This window comes from Streptomyces sp. JLBJ103 (assembly GCF_058215575.1).
Genome location: NZ_CM177089.1, coordinates 4,752,501 through 4,773,397, shown reverse-complemented (window position 1 = coordinate 4,773,397; position 20,897 = coordinate 4,752,501). Strand labels below are relative to the sequence as shown.

Sequence of the window (20,897 nt, the reverse complement as noted above, 5' to 3'; positions counted from 1 at the left end):
GGCGGCATGGCCGCGAAGATCCTGCTGGTGACCGGTGACGCGGCCGAGTCGCTGGAGGTGCTCTATCCGTACCAGCGGCTGCGCGAGGAGGGGTACGAGGTCCATATCGCCGCCCCGGCCCGCAAGACGCTGCGGTTCGTGGTCCATGACTTCGAGGAGGGCTTCGACACCTACACCGAGAAGCCGGGCTACAGCTTCCCCGCCGACCTGGCCTTCTCCGAGGTCGACCCGGGTGACTACATCGCTCTGGTGATCCCGGGCGGCCGGGCCCCGGAGTACCTGCGCAACGACGCCGAGCTGCGCAAGATCTGCAAGGCGTTCTTCGACGCCGACAAGCCGGTGGCCCAGATCTGCCACGGCCCGCTGCTGACGTCGGCCGTCGGCGGCCTCAGCGGCCGCCGGGTCACCGCGTACCCGGCCCTGGAGCTGGACATGCAGGCGGCGGGCGCGGAGTTCCAGGACACGGAGGTCGTGGTGGACGGCACGCTGGTCTCCTCGCGCGCCTGGCCGGACCACTCGGCGTGGATGCGGGAGTTTCTGTCGGTACTGCGGGTGAAGTCGCCGACGATCTGAGGGGAAGCCCTCGGGCTCGGATCTGACAGGGAGCCCTCAGGCTCCCCGAGCCCCACCGGGCCCCACCAGGCCCCACCGGGCCCAGGCTCCAGGGCCCCGAACTCACCCGTCGGCGAGCAGCTCGGCCTCCCGTACGGCCTCGGCGAGGGTGTCCACGACCGGCACCCCGGCCGTCTGGAGGCTGGTCCGGCTGTGGGAGCCACCGGTGTAGAGCACGGCGTGAGCGCCCGCGTGCCGGGCCGCCACGGCGTCGTCCAGGGCGTCCCCGATCACCACGACGCGGTACGCGGGCACCCTCTCGAGCGCGGCGAGATGGCGCACCATCTGCTCGGCCTTCCCGGTGTTGCTCTGCCCGATCCGGCCGTCGACCCGGATGAAGTGGCGTTCGATGCCGTGGGTACGCACCAGGGGCATCAGATGGTCATGCGGGGCCAGGGAGCACAGTGACTGGGTGAGCCCCGCCTCCTGCCATTCGGAGAGCAGCTGCCGGGCGCCGAGCGCGAGCCCCGCGGTCCGGGAGAACGCCCCGTAGTGCCGGTGGAACGCCTCGTCCATGACCTCCCACTCGTCGTCGGTGGGCAGGCGTCCCATCAGCCGCTCGTAGAAGCGGGGAACGGGCACGCAGTACAGATCGCGGTAGCGCTCGAGCGTGATCGGCGGCAGACCGACCTCCGCGAAGGAGGCGTTCGTCGCCAGGATCACGGCGTCGATGTCGTGGAACAGCGTGCCGTTCCAGTCCCACACGATGTGGGTTACCTGCTTCTTCCCCATCCCACGACCGTACCGGGCGAGGTCAGCCGATGAGATGTGGAATTTCCTGCCGGGCGTACCAGAGCAGCTCGTGGTCCTCCGCGCCGTCCACGGTGAACTGGGCGTCGTCGTCTCCGAGGTCCGCGGCGCCGAGGGCCTCGGCGGCGGCGGTGATGTCCGCCTGGGCGTCGTCGGCGTCCATGTGCACCGCGGCGACCTTGGCCAGCGGTACGGCGGCGGCGATCCGCACCTCGCCCAGCGAGGACTGGTCGAGCCCGCGGTCCGGGTCCGCGACCGCCTGCCCGTCGGCCACGTCCACGGCCACCACGACCCGCCGCCGGGGCGCCTGCCGGTCGACGGCGAGCGCGCGCAGCGACGCCTGCGCGGCGCGGCTGAGGGCGGCGTACTCCAGCTCCTCGATGTCGTCGGAGACGTACCACTCGCGCAGGGCAGGGGTGACGGCGTAGGCGGTGACCGGCCCGGGCCCCAGTTCGCCCGCCTTGTACGCCTCGGCGAGACCGGAGAGGGTCAGGGGGACGTAAACGCGCATGGCTGCCGCTTTCGTGAGTGACCGGTCGAGTCCCCCAGCATACGTTCGCCCCACCCTCCGGACCGCCCCAAACCCCGACCATGCCCGCTGCGGGGGGCGAGGGGCGGGCAGGAGGACGCCCGCCCCTCGCCACCGCGCGGTGGATGCCCCGCGCCCAGACGCGCCGCGTGGGACCGCACCCGCGGCCCCGTTGGGCAGACGCCCACACCGGCAGGGAACGCCCCACGCCCAGGCGTGCCGATGGGAGCGCCCCCGCGCCGCCGCACGCGTATGCCCACACCGCGCGGGGGGCGCGGATCGGCACGCCCCCGGCACTCGGACCGTGGCAGTCTCTGCGCGCCGTGGGCGCCTCCGCCCCCGCCCCCGCCGTCGCCGTCGGCGGAGGGCTTGAGGCAACCGCATCCGAGGGCCCCGCGTGCCGGGGAAGGGCTCACAGCCCCGCGCCGGAACACCGGCCAGGAGCCGTACGGCGGGCCCCGGGGCCTTCTGCCCACCGCCCCGGGCGTACCCCTTTGGGGGTACCGCGCCGGGGGCCTGGGGCGGGTGGGAGCGGCGCCGGGTCCCGCGTGGGGCACGGGTGCGGTGGGGGGCGTCGCCCGGATAGGTGATGTGCCGGGGCCTCGGCGGAGGCCCCGGCACCGCTTTGCGGGGCGGGGAAACCCGTCGGTAGAAGACACCCGACGAGATAGTTACTGCCCGGTATCCACCGGGCTCGGCACAGCGGCGGTGAGGCACATGCGCGAGACCGGAGTCAGCGAGGAGAGCCTGCGACGGCGGGGTGGCGGCGGTGCGGGGCGGAGCGGGCCACCGGGGCGGCGGGACTCTCGCCGCCCCCGCGCCTCCGCCGTCGTCTCCCGCACCGCGGCCGCCGCCGCGCATCGCCGTGAGCGGGAACGACTGCCCCGCTACTGGTTCGCCCATCAACTGCTGCTCACCCTCAGCGGCCGGCGCCCCGTCCACACCCTCCTCGGGCACACCCTCCCCGCCGCCTACGACCTGCTGGTCGAGCTGGCCCCGCAGGCCCCGCTGCGCCCCGCCGACGCCCGTGCCACAGCGCCCTTCGTACAGCGCTGCGGGGAGTACCGGCCCCGGCACGGGGTGATCGAGGCGTTCGCCCGGATCGCCTCCGGTGACCGGCTCAGCGCACTCGCCTTCCGGTTGGAGCTCGGCACCGACGCCCGCTGGCGCTGCGCCGCCATCGACCTCGGCCCGGCCGTCTCCAGCCCCGTAGGCCCCGGCCCGGCCGCCCCCGTCTGAGTCGGCCCGGCGCGCGCCCCGGCCGGCGCTCCAGCCAGTGAGGGCGGGGGCCGCCGTACGCGGGCCGGGGGCCGCCCCGTACGCACCACGGCGCCGCGCCCCCGCATACGACGGCGGGCCGGGGCCTCTCGCCCCGGCCCGCCGGCCGTTCATGACATCCGCGCGCGCGTCACTTCTTGCGGCGGCGCCCCTTGCTGGCCTTGCGGCGCTCGGCGCGGGTCAGGCCGTCGGCCTCGGAGCGCGGCGGCGGGGGCGTCTCGCCGTTGGTGAAGTCGCCCTCCACGATGCCGCCTTCACCGTCCACCGTCGGAGCGGAGAAGTGCAGCCGGTCCGGACGCTGCGGGGCCTCCAGGCCCTTCGCGCGGATCTCGGGGCGCGCCGGGGCGCCGGAGGCCGCGCCCGCCGGGACCGCGTCCTGGGCGTCCTTGACGAGCTCGGCCTGCGCCGCCTCGTCCTCCACCGGGACCTCCTCGACCTGCTGCTCGACCTGGACCTCCAGGTTGAACAGATAGCCGACGGACTCCTCCTTGATCCCTTCCATCATGGCCTGGAACATGTCGAAGCCCTCGCGCTGGTACTCGACCAGCGGGTCCTTCTGGGCCATCGCGCGCAGCCCGATGCCCTCCTGGAGGTAGTCCATCTCGTAGAGGTGCTCGCGCCACTTGCGGTCCAGAACCGACAGCACGACCCGTCGCTCCAGCTCACGCATGATCTCGGAGCCGAGCTGCTCCTCACGGGCGGTGTACTGCTCGTTGATGTCGTCCTTGATGGACTCGGCGATGAACTCGGCGGTGATTCCCGCGCGGTCGCCCGCCTCGTCCTCCAGCTCCTCGACGGTCACCTTCACCGGGTAGAGCTGCTTGAACGCGCCCCACAGCCGGTCGAGGTCCCACTCCTCCGCGAAGCCCTCGACGGTCTCCGCCTGGATGTAGGCGTCGATCGTGTCGTCCATGAAGTGGCCGATCTGCTCCTGGAGGTCCTCGCCCTCCAGCACCCGGCGGCGCTCGCCGTAGATGACCTCACGCTGCCGGTTCAGGACCTCGTCGTACTTCAGAACGTTCTTACGGGTCTCGAAGTTCTGCTGCTCGACCTGGGACTGGGCGGAGGCGATGGCACGGGTGACCATCTTGTTCTCGATCGGGACGTCGTCCGGCACATTGGCCATCGCCATCACGCGCTCGACCATCTGCGCCTTGAACAGCCGCATCAGATCGTCGCCGAGCGAGAGGTAGAAGCGGGACTCGCCGGGGTCGCCCTGACGGCCGGAGCGGCCGCGGAGCTGGTTGTCGATCCGGCGCGACTCATGGCGCTCGGTGCCCAGCACATACAGCCCGCCGAGCTCCTTGACCTCCTCGAACTCCGCCTTGACCGCGGCCTCGGCCTTCTCCAGGGCGGCGGGCAGCGCGGCAGCCCACTCCTCGGAGTGCTCCACCGGGTCCAGACCGCGCTGGCGCAGCTCGGCCTCGGCGAGGTCGTCCGGGTTGCCGCCCAGCTTGATGTCGGTACCGCGACCCGCCATGTTGGTCGCGACGGTGACGGCGCCCTTGCGGCCGGCCTGGGCGACGATCGTCGCCTCCCGGTCGTGCTGCTTGGCGTTGAGCACCTCGTGCGGCACACCACGCTTGGCGAGCTGCTGCGAGAGGTACTCGGACTTCTCCACGGAGGTGGTGCCGACCAGGACCGGCTGGCCCTTCTCGTGCTTCTCGACGATGTCCTCGACGACCGCGTCGAACTTCGCCACCTCGGTGCGGTAGATGAGGTCGGACTGGTCGATCCGGGCCACGTCACGGTGGGTCGGGATCGGCACCACGCCCAGCTTGTAGATCTGGTGGAACTCGGCGGCCTCGGTCATGGCCGTACCGGTCATGCCGGAGAGCTTGTCGTAGAGGCGGAAGAAGTTCTGGAGGGTGATGGTGGCGAGGGTCTGGTTCTCGTCCTTGATGTCCACCCCTTCCTTCGCCTCGATCGCCTGGTGCATGCCCTCGTTGTAGCGGCGGCCCGCGAGGATACGGCCGGTGTGCTCGTCAACGATCATGACTTCGCCGTCCATGACGACGTAGTCCTTGTCCTTCTTGAAGAGCTCCTTGGCCTTGATGGCGTTGTTGAGGTAGCCGACCAGCGGGGTGTTGACGGACTCGTAGAGGTTGTCGATCCCCAGCCAGTCCTCGACCTTGGTGACGCCCGACTCGTGGATGCCGACGGTGCGCTTCTTCTCGTCGACCTCGTAGTCGCCGGTCTCCTCCTGGCCCTTCTGCGGGTTGGCCGCCTCGCCCTTGCTCAGCCGGGTGACCAGCTTGGCGAAGTCGCCGTACCACTTCGTGGCCTGGTCGGCCGGACCGGAGATGATCAGCGGCGTACGGGCCTCGTCCACCAGGATGGAGTCGACCTCGTCGACGACCGCGAAGTTGTGGCCGCGCTGCACCAGCTCGTCCTGCGACCACGCCATGTTGTCGCGCAGGTAGTCGAAGCCGAACTCGTTGTTGGTGCCGTAGGTGATGTCGCAGTTGTACTGCTCGCGGCGCTGCGCCGGGGTCATGTTGGCGAGGATGCAGCCGACCGACAGACCGAGGAACTTGTGCACCCGGCCCATCCACTCGGAGTCACGCTCGGCCAGGTAGTCATTGACCGTGATCAGGTGGACGCCCTTGCCGGACAGCGCGTTCAGATACGTCGGGAGGGTGCCGACCAGGGTCTTGCCCTCACCGGTGCGCATCTCGGCGACATAGCCGAGGTGGAGCGCGGCGCCGCCCATCAGCTGGACGTCGTAGTGGCGCTGGCCGAGCACCCGCTTCGCGGCCTCGCGCACCGTGGCGAACGCCTCCGGCATCAGGTCGTCGAGGCTTTCGCCGTCCTCGAACCGCTGCTTGTACTCGTCGGTGAGGGCGCGCAGCTCGGCGTCGGAGAGGGACAGGAAGTCCTCTTCGATGGAATTGACCTGGTCCGCGATGCGGTGCAGCTTGCGCAGGATCTTTCCTTCGCCTGCACGCATGAGCTTGTTGAGAACGGACACGTAGGCTGGCTCCTTGCCGGTCGGGCCTGGCAGTCGGGTGCGCTGTCGCGGCATTGTCAAGGGGCGCAGGCCCCGCCGCAACGGCCATCGTAAGACAGACCCCGCCACGCCGGGAGGTCCGTCACCACGAGGGCCAGGTGTCACCCACCGGTTCAACGCTCGAGACGTGCTCCAGGTGCCCCGATTCCCCAAAACCGCTCGCGGTGAGTGACGGGAGGAACGCAGACTCGGCTGGATGGAGCCTGTCACCCTCACCACCGAACGACTTGTGCTGCGCCCCTTCCGAGCCTCCGACGCCGACGCGGTCTTCGCCGCTTGTCAGGATCCCGACATCCAGCGCTGGACCCCGGTGCCCTCCCCGTACGAACGCGGGCATGCGGAGGACTTCACCGCGCGGACCGCTCCGGAGAACTGGCGGGGCGGTATCGCCTATGACTTCGCGGTGCTCACCAAGGGTGACGCTGTGCTGGTGGGAGCCATGGGGCTGATCCGGCTGGAGCGGCTGCACGGCCCGGAGCACCAGGCCGAGCTGGGCTATTGGACGGTGCGGGAGCACCGGCGGCGCGGTTACACCGGCGAGGCCGCGCGGGCGGTGATCGAGTGGGCGTTCACCGCGCTGGGGGTGGAGCGTCTGGAGTGGTGCGCCGAGGCCGGGAACGAGGGCTCGCGGGCGGTCGCGCTCGCGGCGGGCTTCCGGATGGAGGGGACGGACCGGGCACGGATCGTACAGCGGGGGACGCGGCGGGACGCATGGCGGGGCGCGCTGCTGCCCTCGGACTGGGGTCTGCCGTCGGCCACCCCGTATCTCCCCCATCTCCCGGCTCTCCCGGCCCAGGCGTCGGACGAGCCGTCAGGCGGATCGGCGGACGGACCGGCGAACGAGCCGTCGGCGGTCTGACTCCTCCGGCCGGTTGCTCCGGCCGGCTTCTCCGGCTGGCATCTCGGGCTGACTCCTCCGGCCGACTTCTCCGAGGTGGGGGCGGCGCCCGCGCACACGCCGGGGCGTTGTCAGTGGGGCCCACTACGGTGACGCGCATGACCACTCCCGCGCCCCGGTCCGGAGCGGACCGCAAGCCCGAGATCGCCCTGTCCGCCGACGAGGCGCGCCGGATCGCGCTGCGCGCCCAGGGGCTGCTGGGCGCACCCGACCGGCGCGCCGGGGTGCGCGGTGTGCTGCGCCATCTGGGCGCGGTGCAGCTGGACACGATCTCGGTGCTGGCCCGCTCGCATGAGCTGATCCCCTATGCGCGGCTGGGCGCGGTCGGCCGCCCGGCGGTCGAGTCGGCGTACTGGACCGGCGCCCATGCCTTCGAGTACTGGTCGCACGCCGCCTGTGTGCTGCCGATCGAGGAATGGCCGCATTTCGCGTTCCGGCGCCGCGCCTACCGCACCCGTCCGCACTGGAACCACGAGTTGCCGGACGGGGCGTACGAGACGGTGGTGAAGCGGCTGCGGGCAGAGGGCCCGCTGACCGCGACCGAGCTGGGCGGCGCCAAGAACGGCGGCCCGTGGTGGGACTGGTCGGCGGCCAAGGTCGCGGTGGAGCGGGCGCTGATGTTCGGCGAGGTGGTGTGTGTCGAGCGGCGCGGCTGGAAGCGGGTGTACGACCTGGCCGAGCGCGCCGTGCCGGACGCCCTGCTCCATGACGAGCTGGACGACGCGGAGTGTCTGCGGCGGCTGGTCCGGTTGGCCGGGCAGTCCCTGGGGGTGGGGACACGCGCGGACATCGCCGATTACCACCGGCTCAAGGGCGAGCAGGTGGACGCGGTGATCGCGGACTCCGGTCTGGTGCCGGTGGAGGTGGCGGGCTGGGAGAAGGCGGCCTGGGCCGATCCGGAGGCACTGGCCACCACGCCGCGCGGGCGGCACCGCACCGCTCTGCTGTCGCCCTTCGACTCCCTCATATGGGACCGGGCGCGCACCGAGCGGATCTTCGGCTTCAGCCACCGGCTGGAGGCGTATGTGCCGAGGCCCAAGCGGATCCACGGCTATTTCGCCATGCCGCTGCTGTCGGGCGGACGGTTGCTGGGCCGGGTGGACCCGGCGCGCGAGGGCCGGACGCTGGTCGCCCGGCAGGTGTCGCTGGAGTCGGCGAAGGCGGTGGCCCCGATGGCGGAGGCGCTGCGGGAAGCGGCCGCATGGGTGGGGTGCGACGCGGTGCGGATCGAGCGTGTCGACCGCCCGGAGCTGACCGCGCCCCTCGCGGCGGCGGTCGGCTGACCGCCCCGCCCGGGGGTGGCTCACCCGGGGCGGCCTCCCTCAGGGGGTCCGCTCACCGGATCTCGAGGATCTTCTCCCGCATCGCGTAGACCACGGCCTCCATCCTGGAGTGCAGCTGAAGCTTCTCCAGGATGTTGCGGACATGGTTCTTCACGGTGTTCTCGCTGATGAACAACTCCTTGGCGATGTCCCGGTTGTTCATCCCGGTGGCGACCAGCTTGAGCACCTCCAGCTCACGGTCGGTGAGCCGGGGCGCGGGCACCAGCCGCCGCTCATCGGTGCGCTGGATCATCGACTTGAACTCGGTCAGCAGCTTGGCCGCCATGGACGGGCTGATCTGCGACTGGCCGTCGGCAACCGCGCGGATCGCGGTGGAAACCTCGTCGGTGGAGATCTCCTTGAGCAGATAGCCCGTGGCCCCCGCCTTGATCGCGTCGTAGAGGTCGGCCTCCTCATCGCTGATCGTCAGCATGATGATCTTGGCACTGGGGGCCACCTCCTTGATGGAGGTACAGGCCTCGATCCCGCCCCGCTTGGGCATCCGCACATCCATCAGAACGATGTCGGGCAGCAGATCCGCCGCCTTGTCCACCGCCTCGGCACCGTCCCCGGCCTCCCCGACGACCTGGATGTCCTCCTCCTGGGCCAGGACGATCTCCAGGCCACGCCGGAAAAGGGCATGGTCGTCCACTACGAGGACCCGAATCGGCTCCTTGCGGGGCTCGCCGCGCGGCTCGTCCCTGTCCGAGGCGATGCCGTGATCATCGCCGTCGTCGGAGACGGGCCCGAAGCTGTCCGCCATCGTTCCTCCCCCTGAAGGCCATGGCCCTTGCGGTCTGCACTCTGTGGTGCTCGGTGCGGTACGGCATCAACCAGTCCTCTCGCTACGCCGGTTGGCCGTTCGAGGGGCCATGATTTCATGCCCGGGCGGCGGAGTGGTCCCGCCGTGGTCGCACGGAGGAGCCCCGGGGGGCGCATGGGCGCTCCGGGGCATCACATCGTCCACCCCCGTATGCGTCTGTGGCTGAATCCGTGGCGTGTGCACAGCCATGGGTACGCAACTACTGGGCTGTTGCACTCAACCGCTGGTCCTGTGTGTTCGATTCCACGCCGCCGTGGGTCATGCGGCGCCATCCGCTGTCGGTCGCGCGGGATCGCGCGGCTCCTGCCGCGCGATCCCGCCGGTTATGTCTTCCGCCCCGGGCCGGTCAGCCGCCGAGCGCACCACCCGCGCCGCCGGGCTCCTCGCCGACGAATGCCTCCGGCTGAAGATGAATCACCCCGTAGTCATAGCCATGCCGTCGGTAGACGACGCTGGGCTGGTTGGTGTCGGAGTCGACGAACAGATAAAAATCGTGCCCGACCAGCTCCATCTCGTAGAGAGCCTGGTCAAGCGTCATCGGGGCGGCGGCGTGGGTCTTCTCCCGGACCACCAGCGGGCCTTCACCCTGCACCTCGAGGGAACCCATCCGGGTGGTGGGGATGGTGTCCACGGCCGTGCGCTGGGCGGCGATCTCGCCATGCCCGTTGATACGCGCCGCGTTGGGGACGGTCACAGCCACGTCGCTGGCCGGGATGCGACCGTTGCCACGGCGGGTGTGGCGCTTGTCGTGCTGCTTGCGCATCCGTGCCTCCAGCTTGCCGGCGGCCAGATCCAGCGCTGCGTACGGATCGGCTGCCGCGGCCTCTGCCCGGATCACCGGACCACGGGAGCGGAGGGTGATCTCCACTCGGTCCGAGCGATCGGCCTGCCGCGGATTGTGCTCTTTGGACACCTCGACGTCGAGGCTGATCACCTTGCCGTCGAGCTTCTGGATCTTGTCCAGCTTCAGCTTCTCGGCCACGTGCTTCCGGAACCGCTCGGGCACCTCTGTTTTCCGGCCCTTGACGACGATGTCCACGCAGAACTCCGTTCCCGGGTGACTCCGGACTCAGCCGGAGCTTCATCCCTTGTGCACTAGGCTCCGGCGTCTTCCGGAGCCACCGACTTGGCGGTTTCGACTCCTCCTTCCCACGGGGGACAACTCCACCCCATCTGATGCACGGCTCACGAGAATGCAGGCAAAACACGCCAAGCGGATTTGTGAGTCATAGCACTAGCCATTCCTCACAACCGAACATAGCTCGCCCGGACGGATGTCGGCACCCCCTACCGGCACGTACCTCCGATCAGGTGCTTTGCCGTCCTCACCACCTGCAACGATGCGGCTTCGTATTCAGTTCCGGTTGGTGCAATCGGGGGGTGCCGCCACCACCGCCGCTCCGACGACCAGGCCATCTGCCGCCGACACCGCCCGCGCCGCCTCCGCGAGCGACGCACCGGTGGTCATGAGGTCGTCCACCAGCACGGCTGGGCCTGTGGACAACAGCCGCCCACCGCCGGGGACCACCCCCAAAGCGCCCGACACATTCATCCGGCGCTGCCGCGCGCCCAGACCCGACTGATCGCGTACCCTGCGCCGCTGCCGCAACACCGAGGGGACCCGCACCGAGCACCCCTCGCCGCGCAGCGCCCCGGCCGCCGCGAGCGCGATCCGCCGCGCCGGATCATGGCCCCGGGCACCCACCGCACGCCGCGCCGACGGCACCGGAACCAGCAGCAGCGGCCCCTCAGCGCCCCGGGCCGCTCTGGCCCGCACCGGTCTGCCCGGAAGGGGTCTCCCCGCCCGGGAGCACACCGTCCGCACCGCGCCCGCCAGCGCCTCGCCCAGCGGCCCCGCCAGCCTCAGCACACCCCGCTCCTTGTGCGCCAGCAGCACCGCCCGGACCTCGTCCGCGTACTCGGCGGCCGCATGGACCACCGGCAGCCCCGGCGGCACCGGGCTCGGCTCCACCCGCCGCGGCCCGGATCCCCGCAGCACATCCCCACATCGGTCACACAGAGTGCCGCCCGGCCGACCGCATCCCGCACAGTCCGCCGGCAGCACCAGGTCGGTCAACTCCTGCCACCAGCCCCGCATGGGTCCACTGTCCCGGCGGCCGGGCCGGTGCGCCACCCCCTGTGGACAACCGCGCAGATGTGGACAACTGGCCACCCCCGCCCGGGGACTCGACTGTCCGGGGATACCCGTAGGCCGCGCGACCGGCCCCCTCCCGGCCACCGCTCAGGGGCCGGGAGGGGGCCGCCCGGGGACACCGCGTCCCGCTCCGCTCTCCCGGCCCGCGGCGCCGCCTGGCTAGCCCGGGTAGACCGGAGCCGTACCGTCCGCGTCGACCGTCTTCCAGTCGGTGTTCGGCAACAGCCGGACGATGCCGTTCTCCCTGGTCTGGGCGATGAGCGGCCGGGTCTGGTCCTCGGATGCCGTGATCGCCTCCACCCCATTCGGACCGGGCACGTCCGGCACGTCCGCCGGGGAACCGTCCGTCTCCACGTACTGGAGCTGCTGGACACCCGCCGACTCCCGGCCCGCGACCACCAGCCGGCTGTCACCCGCCCAGGAGACCGTGTCAACGTTCTCCAGCTTGGGCGCCACCGTGTGCACCCCCTGCACCGACAGCTTCGGGTGGTCCGCGCTGCCCCGCCGCTCGATCCGGCCCAGCCGCAGCGTGGTGTGACCGGCGTGCTTGACCAGCATGGCGATCCGGGTGCCGTCCGCGGACACCCGCAGCGCCGTGATCCGGCCACCGCCCAGCTTCGACAGCCGGACCTCGTCCGCCGGGCCGGTGCCCCCGCGCAGCCGCAGCAGCCTCGGCCGCTCGGGATCCCGGTCGGCCACCCACAGACCGCCCAGACCGTCCCAGCTCGGTGCCGTCAGCCCATGCTCCGCACTGCCGCCCTGGCTGTGCAACCGGGCCCGGCCGCGCTCGGCGCCGGACGCCAGCTCCGTCACATATAGCGACCGGCCGTCCACCGTGACCCCCGCGGCGTCCCGCTCGTCGCGGGAGACCGCCACCGATCCGAGCCCCGCGCCATCGGCGCCGAATGGGCCCGCCACCGTCCGTGGCCGGTCCTCGTCGTCGGACAGCCGCACCATCCGGTGCTCGGCATCCACGAAGTACTGCTGCTGACGGGGCTGACCGTTGACCCGGTCCGGCGCATAGGCGCGCGCCGCGTCGCTCGACAGCGAGCACAGCTCCGAGCCGTTCTCCCGCTCCAGCTTCACCGCGCTGACCTCGGACGATCCCTCGCCCAGATTCTGGACCGTGAAGAGCGTCTGCGCCGCCATCCGCACACAGCGGCTCCGGCTGATGTGCGCCGCCCGGTCGTTCAGCCGGACCCTCAGCCCGCTGGAATCGTCCAGCGCCAGCTTCTCGCCACGCCGCGCAAGGGCCGTACCGCGCGGGAAGAAGGTGCTGACCACCGGATCCAGCCAGCCGGTCGGACCGTCCAGCAGCGCCTTCACCGTCGAGGTGACCGGATCGATACGCCGCCGCAGATAGACCGGATCGGCCACCAGGACGTGGTCGCCCACCCGCGAGTCCTCGGCGTCCGGACCCAGTTCGGCGAAGTAGTACTTGTTGACCGAGCGGTAGATGCGCTCGAAGTCGGACTCACCGAGCACCAGTCCCTGCGGCGGTGCGTCGACCCGCCACTCCGACCCGCTCCGCGTGAGATGGATGCGCTCCTCGTAACGCGCCTCGTCGGGCTTGTAGGCATGCGTGGCGTCCACACTGGCGATCCGTTTGCCGGACAGCACCACCGTCTTGCCGCTGCCGTCCCGGTCGCCCGGGTCGGTCTCCACCCGTACGTCCGGCGCCTGCTCCAGCACCGTGGTGCGCTCGAACGGGTCCCAGTTCTTGGCGGCGCCCCTGGTGAGGTACTCCTTCGCGGTGGCGAAGTTCTCCTCGTCGCTCGTGGTGGCCTCCAGGAAGCCGGAGACCAGCTCGGCGGGCTGCTCGCCCTTGCCGGGGCTCACCCCGTACACCCGGACCTGTGAATCGACGTCGGTGCGCGGCGAGGAGTCGACCTTCCGCACATCCCCGCTGTCCGGCATAGAGGCGCAGCCGGTCAGCACCAGCGCGCCACAGGAGATCAGGGTGGCCGTGCTCAGGCCCCAGCGGCGGCGATAGCGGTGATGGTCGGCACGGTCAGTGCCCACGAGGGCGGCCCTCCCCTTCGTTCTGTGTCGCCGGCCGGACGGCCGACGAGCCCTGCGGTGCCTCCTGCGCACCGCGCACGACCCGTGCGCCGCTCCCCGGCAGCGCCGTCGGGTCGGCGGACGGCGCCGGGGCCTCGACGGGCGGCAGCGGCAGCTCACCAGCGGGCAGCCCGGAACGCGGCTGGGCGGGCACCGACGCCAGCCGCTCCGCCGACGGGCGCGCCGGAGCGGGGTCGTCCGTGCGACGGTTGCGCCGGGAGTCCTCGGGCTCCAGCGGGATCGGGGAGCCACGCAGGGTGTCGCTGGTGGTACGCGGCAGCGTCAGCCGGAACTGGGAACCGCCGCCCGGCTCGCCCCACGCCTGGAGCCAGCCACCGTGCAGCCGGGCGTCCTCCACCGCGATCGACAGCCCGAGACCGGTACCGCCGGTGGTACGGGCACGGGCCGGGTCGGCCCGCCAGAAGCGGTTGAACACCCGGGTCGCCTCGCCGGGCTTGAGCCCGACGCCGTAGTCCCGCACCGCGACCGCCACCGCGCCGCTCGCCGTCGCGAGCCGCACCACCACATCCCGGCCCTCGCCGTGCTCCACGGCGTTGACCACAAGGTTGCGCAGCACCCGCTCGACCCGACGGGCGTCCGCCTCGACGATCACCGGCGCCTCGGCGCCCCGCACCACGATCCGGGTGCCCTTGGCCTCGGCGAGCGGCTCGGCCCCGTCGACCACCCGGTGCACCACATCACGCAGATCGATCGGCTCGGCCTCCAGGGCCGCCGCGCCCGCGTCGAACCGGCTGATCTCCAGCAGATCGGCGAGCAGTGATTCGAACCGGTCCAGCTGGCCGCGCAGCAGCTCCGCCGAGCGCGCGGTCGCCGGGTCGAAGTCCTCACGTGCCTCATGGATCACATCAGCCGCCATCCGCACCGTGGTCAGCGGGGTGCGCAGCTCATGGGAGACATCCGAGACAAAGCGGCGCTGCATCCGGGACAGCTCCTCCAGCTGCTGGATCTTGAGCTGGAGGTTCTGCGCCATCTTGTTGAACGACTCGCCGAGGCGGGCGATGTCGTCCTCGCCGGTGACCTTCATCCGCTCCTGAAGCAGCCCGGCCGCGAGCCGCTCGGAGATCCCGGCGGCCATCCGCACCGGTGTGACCACCTGCCGGACCACCACCCAGGCGATGGCGCCGAGCAGCACCACCACGAACACCCCGGCCGTGGCCAGTGTGCCCTTCACCAGGCTGAGCGACTTCTCCTCCTGGCTGAACGGGAAGAGGTAGTACAGCTGGTACGCATCGCCGTGGTTGTCGTCCAGCCGCTTGCCGATGATCACCGCGGGCTCGGCATCGCCCGACGCGGCGTGCACGATCTTTCCGTACCGCTCGTACGGCGCCGTCCCCTCGTCCACCTGCCTGCGCAGATCGGCGGGGACACTGTCCGGCCTGACATCGCCGGAGGCGCGCGGACCACGGCTGGCCACATACGGCGTCTCGCCCGAGTCCGAGCTGAGCGCCATCACCGAGTACGCGCCCTTGCCACCACTGGCAAGCTGCTCCACCAGTGCGTTCAACCAGGCACCGGCATCCTGGGCACCGCGGCCGGAGGCCCCGGCGCCGTCCTGGCCCCGGGTATCGGTGCTGCGGTCGGCCATCTGCTCGGCCACCTCGAACCCACCCGCGGCCTGGCCCTGCGCGGCATGCCGCTTGGCGTCCAGCAGACCGTTGCGCACCTGGCCGATGACCACCAGGCCCAGCAGGATCACCACGCCCAGGGACATCAGCAGGGTGGTGGCGACCACGCGCAGCTGGATGTTCCGCCGCCACAGCCGGGCAGCGGGCAGCAGCGGACGGTGCACCCACCGCCCGAACAACCGGATCAACGGGTGGGCCGGCCCTCCGGACGCCCCGTCGGGCAGCAGATGCCCGCCGCTCCACAACCTTTGGAGCAGCGGTATCTCACCCGCCGGGTCGGGACGCCCGGCACGGGCGCCCTCCGGAACCCCGCCCCCCGATCCATCGGACTGCGGAGCCGTACCACCACGCGACATCTCAGCTGGGTCCGGCCTTGTAACCGACCCCGCGCACGGTCACCACGATCTCCGGCCGCTCCGGGTCCTTCTCGACCTTCGACCGCAGCCGCTGCACATGCACATTCACCAGACGGGTATCGGCGGCATGTCGATAGCCCCACACCTGCTCCAGCAGCACCTCACGGGTGAACACCTGCCACGGCTTACGGGCCAGGGCCACCAGCAGATCGAACTCCAGCGGTGTCAGCGCTATCGACTGGCCGTCGCGCTTCACCGAGTGGCCGGCCACATCGATCACCAGATCGCCGATGGCCAGCTGCTCGGGCGCCGGCTCCTCGGAGCGCCGCAGCCGCGCCCGGATCCGGGCCACCAGCTCCTTCGGCTTGAACGGCTTGACGATGTAGTCATCCGCGCCGGACTCCAGCCCGACCACCACATCGACCGTGTCGCTCTTGGCCGTGAGCATGACGATCGGCACCCCGGACTCGGCCCGGATCAGCCGGCACACCTCGATACCGTCCCGGCCGGGCAGCATCAGATCGAGCAGCACCAGGTCAGGCTTGGCCTCGCGGAAGGCGGCTAGAGCCTTGTCGCCGTCCGACACGAACGACGGTTCAAAGCCTTCGCCGCGCAGCACGATGCCGAGCATCTCTGCCAGTGCGGTGTCGTCGTCGACGACAAGGACGCGTCCCTTCATATCGACATCATCCCATTACCCGATCGTGACCTGGCGCACAGCTCCGCGATGCCGTCCCCGGTGACCGGGGAAACGACGCCGTCCTCGGTGACGATCGCCGTCACCAACTCCGGTGGTGTGACGTCGAAGGCCGGATTGTGGGCCTGTGTACCCAGGGGGGCGACCGGCACTCCGGCGCCCGCCTCGGACCGGGCACCCGGAACATGCGGAAATGTGATGTCTGTCACCTCGTATCCGGGGCGCTGCTCGACCTCGATCGCGGCGCCGTCAGGAGTGTCCAGATCGACGGTGGTGGTCGGGGCCACCACCACAAAGGGCACATGGTGGTAGCGGGCCAGGACGGCCAGTGGATAGCTCCCCACCTTGTTGGCCACCGAGCCGTCCGCGGCGATCCGGTCCGCACCGATCACCACCGCGTCCACCTCGCCCGCCGAGAACAGCGAACCCGCCGCGTTGTCGCTGAGCAGTGTGTACGCCATGCCCTCTCGGGCCGCCTCGTACGCCGTCAAACGCGCCCCCTGCAACAGCGGCCGGGTCTCATCGACCCACAGCCGCCGCAGCTGACCGGACCGGTGCACCGCCTTGACCACGCCCAGGGCGGTCCCCTCGCCCCCGGAGACCAGCGAACCGGTGTTGCAGTGGGTGAGGATCCGGAAGCCTCCGGCGGGGAGCAACTCATGCAGCAGGGCCTGACCGTGCTCTGCCATCCGCTTACTGGCCTCGGCATCCTCCCGGTGCAGCGCATGGGCCTCCGCCAGGGCGGCCGCGGCCGCCCGCTCTCCCTCCGCACCGCTTCGGACCGCCGCGTGATAGGCGGCCGTGGCCCGGCGGACGCCGTAGCCGAGGTTGACCGCGGTGGGGCGGGCATGGGCGAGGGAGTCGGCGGCCTCGTCCACATCGAAGCCACGCGCAGCAGCCAGCGCGACCCCGTACGCCCCCGCGATCCCCAGCAGTGGGGCGCCGCGTACGGCCAGTGACCGGATCGCCTCCACCAGGGCCGGAACATCGGTACAGACCAGGTCCACCTCCTCGGCGGGAAGCCTTGTCTGGTCGAGGAGCACCAGCACGGGCCCCTCCGGGGGTTCCTCCCAGCGCAGTGCGAAAGCAGCAGGGGAAGCAGAGCCTTCCGGGGATACCGGATGCTGATCAGCCATCCGCCCAGTCTGCCCTGTGCGGCACCGACTATTGAAGTGCTGAGCCAGTCACAGCGGCCCGTACGCGGTGTGACGCACCGTGGCACGATGGCTGGCAACCGCCCGTCGCCGCATCCGCGACCGGCCGACGAACAACCCACGGAGCGACGATGAACGACTCTCCGGGCCGGATCCCGCCCGGATCGTCCCCTTCCGACGAGCCGGAGCACGGCACTCGGCAGCAGGGCGAACCCTCCGACCGGCCGGTGCCGGAGCAACCGGCGCCCGAGCAGCCCGTCTGGGGCGCCGGATGGTCCCGGCGACAGCCGCCCGCCGAACGCTGGACTGCCTCCACCGGCGGCGCATCTACTCCCCCACCCCCGCCCCCGGCCGGACGGCCCCAGGGCGGCGGAGGCTGGGGTGCCCCACCCCAGGGCGGAGGCTGGGGCAGCAGCGCCTGGCGGACACCGCCGCCCGCACCGCGCCCCGGGGTGATCCCGCTGCGTCCGCTGGGGGTCAGCGAAATCCTCGACGGCGCGATCGCCACCATGCGCGCCCACTGGCGCACGGTGCTCGGCATCTCGCTCGCGGTCTCGATCGTCACCCAGGGGCTGATCACCGCCGCCACCGGACTCTGGTTCCGCAACATCTCCACCAGCACCGATGTGCTCGAGAACCCGGACGCGACGCTGAGTGAGGCGATGCGCGCGGTCGGCAGCGCCATGGGGGGCAATGCGGTCACCCTGCTGATCGGCGTGCTCGGCACGATCGTCACCACGGCCCTGCTCACCGTGGTCACCGCACGGGCCGTGCTGGGTCGGTCGGTCTCCATCAGCGAGGCATGGGGCGGCGCCCGTCCCCGTCTCCTTCAGCTGTGCGGACTGCTCTTCCTGATCCCCGTGATCGCCGCGGGCGTGATGGCCGCAGGCATCGCCCCAGGAGTGCTGCTCACCCTCGCGGGAGCGGAGAACGAGGGTGCGTCCCTCGCCGCGCTCGGAGGGCTCGCGGGAGCCGGCGCAGCCATCTGGCTCTGGATCTGCTTCAGCCTTGCCGCCCCCGCGCTGATGCTGGAGAAGCAGGGGATCATCGCAGCTCTGCGCCGCTCCGCCAAGCTGGTGCGCGGTGCGTGGTGGCGCGTCTTCGGCGTCCAGCTCCTGGCGCTCGTCCTGGTCTTCATCGTCGGCGCCATCGTGGAGATCCCGACCAGCATGGCCGCCATGGTGATCGGTGGGGACAACGCGATGGACTGGCTCTCCGGCGAGGCGGTCTCCGTGGGCTGGACCTTCCTGGTCGTCATCGGGATCGGCGGGGTGATCAGCTCGACCATCACCTTCCCGATCAGCGCCGGGGTGACCGCCCTTCTCTACATGGATCAGCGCATCCGGCGCGAGGCCCTCGACATCGAGCTGGCTCGTGCCGCCGGGGCGCCGGGATACGAGACGAAGGATCAGGGCGCCGACCACGGCGCTGATCTGACGCCCTGAAAGACCGATCGGACGCCATGAACAGGACGGCGGAAGGGGCTGCACCTGAGGCGATGTCATCGCGTCATGCGTGGTCTGATGCGTTGTCATCGTGAGCCCCCTCCTCCCGTCCGGTCCGGCACTCCCCCGGCCGTCTTGGACTCGATCCCCTATGGCGGGCCCCTTCTGGCCGACCAGCCGGACCCGTTAACGACGACAGTTCAACAGGCCCCGCTTGCACTCCACTTTGAGCGGCCTGGACCTCGCCACGCCAGAGCGCACATCCCTTTTCACCCGATCCAGTGGAACACCCGATCCAGTGGAACCTGAATGTGCGGCAGTGGTCGTGGGCGGGTGGTGAACGCAAAAATGCCTCGGCCCCGGACACATAATGTCCAGGACCGAGGCTAAAAATTGTTCGGCGGCGTCCTACTCTCCCACAGGGTCCCCCCTGCAGTACCATCGGCGCTGAAAGGCTTAGCTTCCGGGTTCGGAATGTAACCGGGCGTTTCCCTAACGCAATGACCACCGAAACACTATAAAGTTGAACCGGAAAATTCGACACGGTTCATTACTTCAGAACCAACACAGTGGACGCGAGCAACTGAGGACAAGCCCTCGGCCTATTAGTACCAGTCAACTCCACCGGTCACCCGGCTTCCATATCTGGCCTATCAACCCAGTCGTCTACTGGGAGCCTTACCCTCTCAAGGAGGTGGGAGCCCTCATCTCGAAGCAGGCTTCCCGCTTAGATGCTTTCAGCGGTTATCCCTCCCGAACGTAGCCAACCAGCCATGCCCTTGGCAGGACAACTGGCACACCAGAGGTTCGTCCGTCCCGGTCCTCTCGTACTAGGGACAGCCCTTCTCAAGACTCCTACGCGCACAGCGGATAGGGACCGAACTGTCTCACGACGTTCTAAACCCAGCTCGCGTACCGCTTTAATGGGCGAACAGCCCAACCCTTGGGACCGACTCCAGCCCCAGGATGCGACGAGCCGACATCGAGGTGCCAAACCATCCCGTCGATATGGACTCTTGGGGAAGATCAGCCTGTTATCCCCGGGGTACCTTTTATCCGTTGAGCGACGGCGCTTCCACAAGCCACCGCCGGATCACTAGTCCCGACTTTCGTCCCTGCTCGACCCGTCAGTCTCACAGTCAAGCTCCCTTGTGCACTTACACTCAACACCTGATTGCCAACCAGGCTGAGGGAACCTTTGGGCGCCTCCGTTACCCTTTAGGAGGCAACCGCCCCAGTTAAACTACCCACCAGACACTGTCCCTGATCCGGATCACGGACCCAGGTTAGACATCCAGCACGACCAGAGTGGTATTTCAACAACGACTCCACACTGACTGGCGTCAGCGCTTCACAGTCTCCCACCTATCCTACACAAGCCGAACCGAACACCAATATCAAGCTATAGTAAAGGTCCCGGGGTCTTTCCGTCCTGCTGCGCGAAACGAGCATCTTTACTCGTAATGCAATTTCACCGGGCCTATGGTTGAGACAGTCGAGAAGTCGTTACGCCATTCGTGCAGGTCGGAACTTACCCGACAAGGAATTTCGCTACCTTAGGATGGTTATAGTTACCACCGCCGTTTACTGGCGCTTAAGTTCTCAGCTTCGCCAACCCGAAGGTCGACTAACCGGTCCCCTTAACGTTCCAGCACCGGGCAGGCGTCAGTCCGTATACATCGCCTTACGGCTTCGCACGGACCTGTGTTTTTAGTAAACAGTCGCTTCTCGCTGGTCTCTGCGGCCACCACCAGCTCCGGAGGTAAACTCCATCACCAGCAATGGCCCCCCTTCTCCCGAAGTTACGGGGGCATTTTGCCGAGTTCCTTAACCATAGTTCACCCGAACGCCTCGGTATTCTCTACCTGACCACCTGAGTCGGTTTAGGGTACGGGCCGCCATGAAACTCGCTAGAGGCTTTTCTCGACAGCATAGGATCATCCACTTCACCACAATCGGCTCGGCATCAGGTCTCAGCCCTATATGTGCGACGGATTTACCTACCGCACGGCCTACACCCTTACCCCGGGACAACCACCGCCCGGGCTGGACTACCTTCCTGCGTCACCCCATCACTTACCTACTACCACCTAGGGTCAGCGGATCCACCACTCCCCCTCACTCCGAAGAGATCAGAGGCGGCTTCACGGCCTTAGCATCA

At 69.9% G+C, this 20,897-nt stretch carries 15 protein-coding genes and 2 rRNA genes (1 of these 17 only partly in view); 5 read left to right on the top strand and 12 right to left on the bottom strand.

Going from position 1 to position 20,897, the window contains the following annotated elements:
• The first annotated feature begins 6 nt into the window (after window positions 1-6).
• Window positions 7-573 carry a DJ-1/PfpI family protein gene (locus tag AC4BEG_RS21030; protein ID WP_201876958.1) on the top strand — a complete coding sequence of 189 codons (567 nt, stop codon included), beginning with the start codon at window positions 7-9 and terminating at the stop codon, window positions 571-573.
• Window positions 574-675: 102 nt separating this feature from the next.
• On the opposite strand, the gene AC4BEG_RS21025 is transcribed toward AC4BEG_RS21030, so the two are convergent.
• Together AC4BEG_RS21025 and AC4BEG_RS21020 are read right to left on the bottom strand one after the other, a co-directional pair.
• Entirely contained in the window at window positions 676-1,344 is a 669-nt protein-coding gene (locus AC4BEG_RS21025; RefSeq protein WP_490701290.1) for an HAD family hydrolase, read from the bottom strand.
• A 22-nt stretch (window positions 1,345-1,366) separates the two neighbouring features.
• On the bottom strand, window positions 1,367-1,873 hold the full coding sequence (locus tag AC4BEG_RS21020; protein WP_490701289.1) for a DUF6912 family protein: 507 nt from the start codon (window positions 1,871-1,873) through the stop codon (window positions 1,367-1,369).
• A gap of 735 nt (window positions 1,874-2,608) precedes the next feature.
• Between AC4BEG_RS21020 and AC4BEG_RS21015 the strand changes: the two genes are divergently transcribed.
• Window positions 2,609-3,130 carry an Rv3235 family protein gene (locus AC4BEG_RS21015; protein WP_490701288.1) on the top strand — a complete coding sequence of 174 codons (522 nt, stop codon included), beginning with the start codon at window positions 2,609-2,611 and terminating at the stop codon, window positions 3,128-3,130.
• A 169-nt stretch (window positions 3,131-3,299) separates the two neighbouring features.
• On the opposite strand, the gene secA is transcribed toward AC4BEG_RS21015, so the two are convergent.
• Entirely contained in the window at window positions 3,300-6,140 is a 2,841-nt protein-coding gene (gene secA, locus AC4BEG_RS21010; RefSeq protein WP_490701287.1) for a preprotein translocase subunit SecA, read from the bottom strand.
• A 235-nt stretch (window positions 6,141-6,375) separates the two neighbouring features.
• Between secA and AC4BEG_RS21005 the strand changes: the two genes are divergently transcribed.
• On the top strand, window positions 6,376-7,038 hold the full coding sequence (locus AC4BEG_RS21005) for a GNAT family N-acetyltransferase (protein WP_490701286.1): 663 nt from the start codon (window positions 6,376-6,378) through the stop codon (window positions 7,036-7,038).
• A 137-nt stretch (window positions 7,039-7,175) separates the two neighbouring features.
• Window positions 7,176-8,360, top strand: a complete 1,185-nt coding sequence (locus AC4BEG_RS21000; protein ID WP_490701285.1) for a winged helix-turn-helix domain-containing protein — start codon at window positions 7,176-7,178, stop codon at window positions 8,358-8,360.
• Window positions 8,361-8,412: 52 nt separating this feature from the next.
• Here AC4BEG_RS21000 and AC4BEG_RS20995 read toward each other — a convergent pair whose 3' ends face one another.
• The 7 genes from AC4BEG_RS20995 to mtnA all read right to left on the bottom strand — a co-directional run bounded on the left by AC4BEG_RS20995 (window position 8,413) and on the right by mtnA (window position 17,273).
• Window positions 8,413-9,162, bottom strand: coding sequence for a response regulator (locus tag AC4BEG_RS20995; protein WP_490701284.1), 750 nt, complete (start codon window positions 9,160-9,162; stop codon window positions 8,413-8,415).
• A gap of 406 nt (window positions 9,163-9,568) precedes the next feature.
• Window positions 9,569-10,261, bottom strand: a complete 693-nt coding sequence (hpf, locus tag AC4BEG_RS20990) for a ribosome hibernation-promoting factor, HPF/YfiA family (RefSeq protein ID WP_490701283.1) — start codon at window positions 10,259-10,261, stop codon at window positions 9,569-9,571.
• Window positions 10,262-10,576: 315 nt separating this feature from the next.
• Window positions 10,577-11,320 carry a ComF family protein gene (locus AC4BEG_RS20985; RefSeq protein ID WP_490701282.1) on the bottom strand — a complete coding sequence of 248 codons (744 nt, stop codon included), beginning with the start codon at window positions 11,318-11,320 and terminating at the stop codon, window positions 10,577-10,579.
• A 216-nt stretch (window positions 11,321-11,536) separates the two neighbouring features.
• Window positions 11,537-13,399, bottom strand: a complete 1,863-nt coding sequence (locus AC4BEG_RS20980; RefSeq protein WP_490701281.1) for an LpqB family beta-propeller domain-containing protein — start codon at window positions 13,397-13,399, stop codon at window positions 11,537-11,539.
• Entirely contained in the window at window positions 13,389-15,440 is a 2,052-nt protein-coding gene (gene mtrB / locus AC4BEG_RS20975; RefSeq protein WP_490701280.1) for an MtrAB system histidine kinase MtrB, read from the bottom strand. Before mtrB ends, AC4BEG_RS20980 begins: the two co-directional genes overlap by 11 nt.
• Window position 15,441: 1 nt before the next feature.
• Window positions 15,442-16,119 carry a two-component system response regulator MtrA gene (gene mtrA / locus AC4BEG_RS20970; protein WP_030250475.1) on the bottom strand — a complete coding sequence of 226 codons (678 nt, stop codon included), beginning with the start codon at window positions 16,117-16,119 and terminating at the stop codon, window positions 15,442-15,444.
• Window positions 16,116-17,273 carry an S-methyl-5-thioribose-1-phosphate isomerase gene (gene mtnA, locus AC4BEG_RS20965; protein WP_490701279.1) on the bottom strand — a complete coding sequence of 386 codons (1,158 nt, stop codon included), beginning with the start codon at window positions 17,271-17,273 and terminating at the stop codon, window positions 16,116-16,118. The genes mtrA and mtnA overlap by 4 nt, the downstream gene beginning before the upstream one ends.
• 149 nt (window positions 17,274-17,422) lie before the next feature.
• Here mtnA and AC4BEG_RS20960 point away from each other — a divergent pair, with 149 nt between their 5' ends.
• Entirely contained in the window at window positions 17,423-18,736 is a 1,314-nt protein-coding gene (locus AC4BEG_RS20960) for a DUF7847 domain-containing protein (protein WP_490701278.1), read from the top strand.
• 395 nt (window positions 18,737-19,131) lie between these two features.
• Here the strand turns inward: AC4BEG_RS20960 and rrf are convergent.
• Window positions 19,132-19,248 (bottom strand): 5S ribosomal RNA (rrf, locus tag AC4BEG_RS20955).
• A gap of 73 nt (window positions 19,249-19,321) precedes the next feature.
• Window positions 19,322-20,897: ribosomal RNA gene (locus AC4BEG_RS20950) — 23S ribosomal RNA — on the bottom strand (it continues 1,549 nt past the right edge of the window).